The organism is Streptomyces yerevanensis (assembly GCF_000716805.1).
GTDB lineage: Bacteria > Actinomycetota > Actinomycetes > Streptomycetales > Streptomycetaceae > Streptomyces > Streptomyces flaveus.
Genome location: NZ_JNWJ01000156.1, coordinates 1 through 3,212, shown reverse-complemented (window position 1 = coordinate 3,212; position 3,212 = coordinate 1). Strand labels below are relative to the sequence as shown.

The window sequence follows — 3,212 nt, the reverse complement described above, 5'->3', positions numbered from 1 at the left end:
CCCGTACGAAAGGCTGTCCAGTCATGTCCGTTCCCGCTACAGGGTCTCTCGACAGACGTCGTTTCCTCACCTACTCCGGTGCCGCGCTGGGTGCCGCCGCGTTGTCCGGCTGTGCCGCTCCCGTCGACGACGGCTCGGGCGGCGGTGGTTCGACGGGCGGCAGCACGACGCTCACCATCATGTGCGAGAAGGAGGACTTCGACATCAAGGCCGCCCAGCAGGCACTGGGCGTGAAGATCAGGTTCCTCAAGACCGACTCCACCAAGCTCAACGCCATGCTGGCCGGTAAGACCCCGCCGGACGTGGTGCGCGGGCTCGGTGCTGTGGAAACCCCGTACTTCGCCGCGCGCGGCCTGATGGCCGATCTGGACCCGTACTTCGCCAAGAGCACGGTGCTCAAGCCCGCCGACCTCGACCCGGTCAACGACCTGTGGCGGTACGACGGCGGCAAGCAGGGCGCGGGCCCGCGCTACGGCATGGCCAAGGACTTCTCGCAGGACCAGATGTTCTGGTACCGCTCCGACCTGTTCGAGGCCGCGAAGCTGGACCTGCCCAGCGAGAGTGAGCCGCTGTCCTGCGAGGAGTGGCTGGACCTGGGCAAGGAGCTGACCAAGCGCCGGCTGGGCAAGGTGAAGGTGTACGGCCTGAACGCCACCGGACTGGGCTACTTCTCCCAGCTGATGGGCATGACCGCGTCGGCCGGCGGCAGCCTGTTCGCCGAGGACCTGGCCTCGGTGGACTTCTCCTCCCCCGAGGCGCGCAAGGCGCTGCAGTGGTACCTGGACTACACGAAGGCCGACATCGGCCCGAGCGTCGCCAACCCGAACCCGGACGGCTGGGACTGGCCGACCTACCAGGCCGGCCGGATGGCGATGGCCGCCGACGGCTACTGGTTCGGCGGGGCCATCGCCGGCGATCCCAAGGTCGCCGAGGTCTCCCGCTTCGCGCCCGCGCCCCAGCTGGGCAGCAGCCGTATCAGTCCCTGCTTCGGCGCCACCGGCTTTTGGATGCCCAGGGACGCCAAGAACAAGGACGCGGCCTGGAAGTTCTTCGAGTGGTTCTTCGGCAAAGAGCCCGCCCGGGGCCGGGCCGCCGGCGGCTGGGGCATTCCCGCGCTGAAGTCGCTGCGCGCGAAGATGCCGCAGGACAAGCCGTACCAGAAGCAGGCCTTCAAGGTGCAGGAGCAGGAGCTCGCCCACTTCTCGGCCCTGACCTTCACCCCGTACGCCCAGATCGCGGCCCTGGACGGAGTGATCAGCAAGGTGCTGCCGGGTGCGGTCAAGTCCGGTACCTCCGCGGGCAAGGTCGCGGACGCGCTGAACCAGCAGATGAACGACCAGCTCGCCAAGGGCAAGGAGCTGGTGGGGTGAGCACCGGCCAGCTCACCGAGGCGTCTGCCGGGCCTGCTGTGCAGAGCCCGGCCGGTGCGGCGGCCGGGCGGCCGCCGCGCCGGCGCCGCTCACTGACGACGCGCAGGGCCTGGTCCTTTTATGTCTTCGCCGGTCCCTGGGTGCTGGGGTTTTTGGCCCTGACGGCCTATCCGCTCGGCTACGCCCTGTGGCTGAGCTTCACCAACTCCGACGGGCTGTCGAAGAGATCCCGCTTTGTGGGCCTGGACAACTACAAGGAGGTGTTCTCCGACTCGGAGACGCTTTTGTCCCTGGCCCGCACCGGGGCGTTCACCGCGATGACCGTGCCGCTGACGATCGTGGCGGGGCTGTTCCTGGCGGTCCTGGTGAACCAGCCGATCCGGGGCCGCGGCCTGTTCCGCACGCTGCTGTACCTGCCCGCCGTGGTGCCGCCGGTCGGTGGCGCCCTCGCCTTCAAGATGATCTTCGATCGTGACTCGGGGTCGGCCAACGGCCTCCTGGACCTCTTCAGCATCAACGCGCTCGCGTGGCTGGCGGATCCCTACGCCCGCTGGGTGCTGATCGTCCTGACCCTGTGGGGCGTGGGCAACGTCATGATCATCTCCCTGGCGGGACTGCAGGACATCCCCAAAGAGCTGCACGAGGCGGCCCGGGTGGACGGCGCCAGTGCCTGGCAGTCCTTCACCCGCATCACCCTGCCGCTGCTCTCCCCCGTCCTCTTCTTCCAGGTCGTCACCGGGATCATCGCCGCGCTGCAGACCTTCGCACCGCTGCTCATCTCGCTCGATCCCACACCGAAGGGCCTGGGAACGGTCCCGGAGAGCAACTACTTCGTCATGATCCACGTCCTCAACCAGTACCTCGTCGACGGCCGTTACGGCTACGCCTCCGCCCTGCTGTGGGTGCTCTTCCTGATCATCGTCGCCGTCACCTTCCTCGTCTTCAAACTCAGCAAGGGCGCGGTCTTCTACTCCGTGGAGCCGGAGCGCGCGAAGACCAAGCCCCGCACGATCGGAGGCGCGTGATGGTGCTCCCCCGGCGCAGTGTCGTCTACATGCTCCTGGTCGCCTTCCTCGTCCTCATGCTCAGCCCCTTCGCCTGGCTCGTGATCACCGCGTTCAAGGACCCGTCGGAACTGCGCGCCTTCCCCATCCACTGGTGGCCGCACCATCCGAGCCCCGGGAACTTCGTGAAGGCGCTGACCAGTTGGGACTACTTCGGCTACGCCCGCAACTCCCTGACGATCGCCGTCATCTACTCGGTCCTGGCGACACTCGCCTCGGCCTGGGCCGGGTACGGTTTCGCCCGGCTCGAAGCACCGGGAAAGCGGGTGATCTTCGGTGTGCTGCTGTCGACGATGATGCTGCCGCAGGTCATCACCCTCATCCCGACCTACCTGCTGTTCGCCAAGGTCAACCTGCTCAACACCTATATGCCGTGGGTGCTGTGGGGACTGTGCGGCGCACCGTATCTGATCTTCCTGTTCCGGCAGTTCTTCAGCAACATGCCCAAGGAACTGGAGGAGGCGGCGATCGTCGACGGCTGCGGACAGATCCGCATCTTCTGGCGGATCTTCCTGCCCCAGTCGTGGCCGGTCATCGCCACCAGCCTGATCCTGTCCTTCTCCTGGACCTGGGGCGACTGGATCGCGCCCGCGCTGCTGCTGGACACCAGCCGCACCACCCTCGCCGTCCAGCTCACCACCGGCTACGTCAACGCGCATGGCGCCCAGCTCGGCAACCTCGTCGCAGCAGGCACCGTGATGTACGTCGTGCCCGTGCTGGCGCTCTTCCTGATCCTCCAGCGCGGCTTCATCGCCGGAGTCTCCACCTCCGGACTCAA

3 protein-coding genes are annotated in these 3,212 nt (G+C 67.2%); all 3 read left to right on the top strand.

Features of this window, described 5'->3' with window-relative positions; genetic code table 11:
• Positions 1-23 precede the first annotated feature (23 nt).
• Complete coding sequence (locus OP79_RS48610) at positions 24-1,370, top strand: extracellular solute-binding protein (RefSeq protein WP_033329652.1); 1,347 nt, start codon at positions 24-26, stop codon at positions 1,368-1,370.
• Complete coding sequence (locus OP79_RS48605) at positions 1,367-2,395, top strand: carbohydrate ABC transporter permease (RefSeq protein WP_033329651.1); 1,029 nt, start codon at positions 1,367-1,369, stop codon at positions 2,393-2,395. Before OP79_RS48610 ends, OP79_RS48605 begins: the two co-directional genes overlap by 4 nt.
• Positions 2,395-3,212 (top strand): carbohydrate ABC transporter permease (locus tag OP79_RS48600; RefSeq protein ID WP_033329650.1); only part of this gene is annotated, 818 nt, incomplete at its 3' end. The genes OP79_RS48605 and OP79_RS48600, both read left to right, overlap by 1 nt.

Coding starts and splice junctions, on each gene's coding strand:
- OP79_RS48610 (WP_033329652.1), top strand. CDS start 24: ATGTCCGTTCCCGCTACAGGGTCTCTCGACAGACGTCGTTTCCTCACC.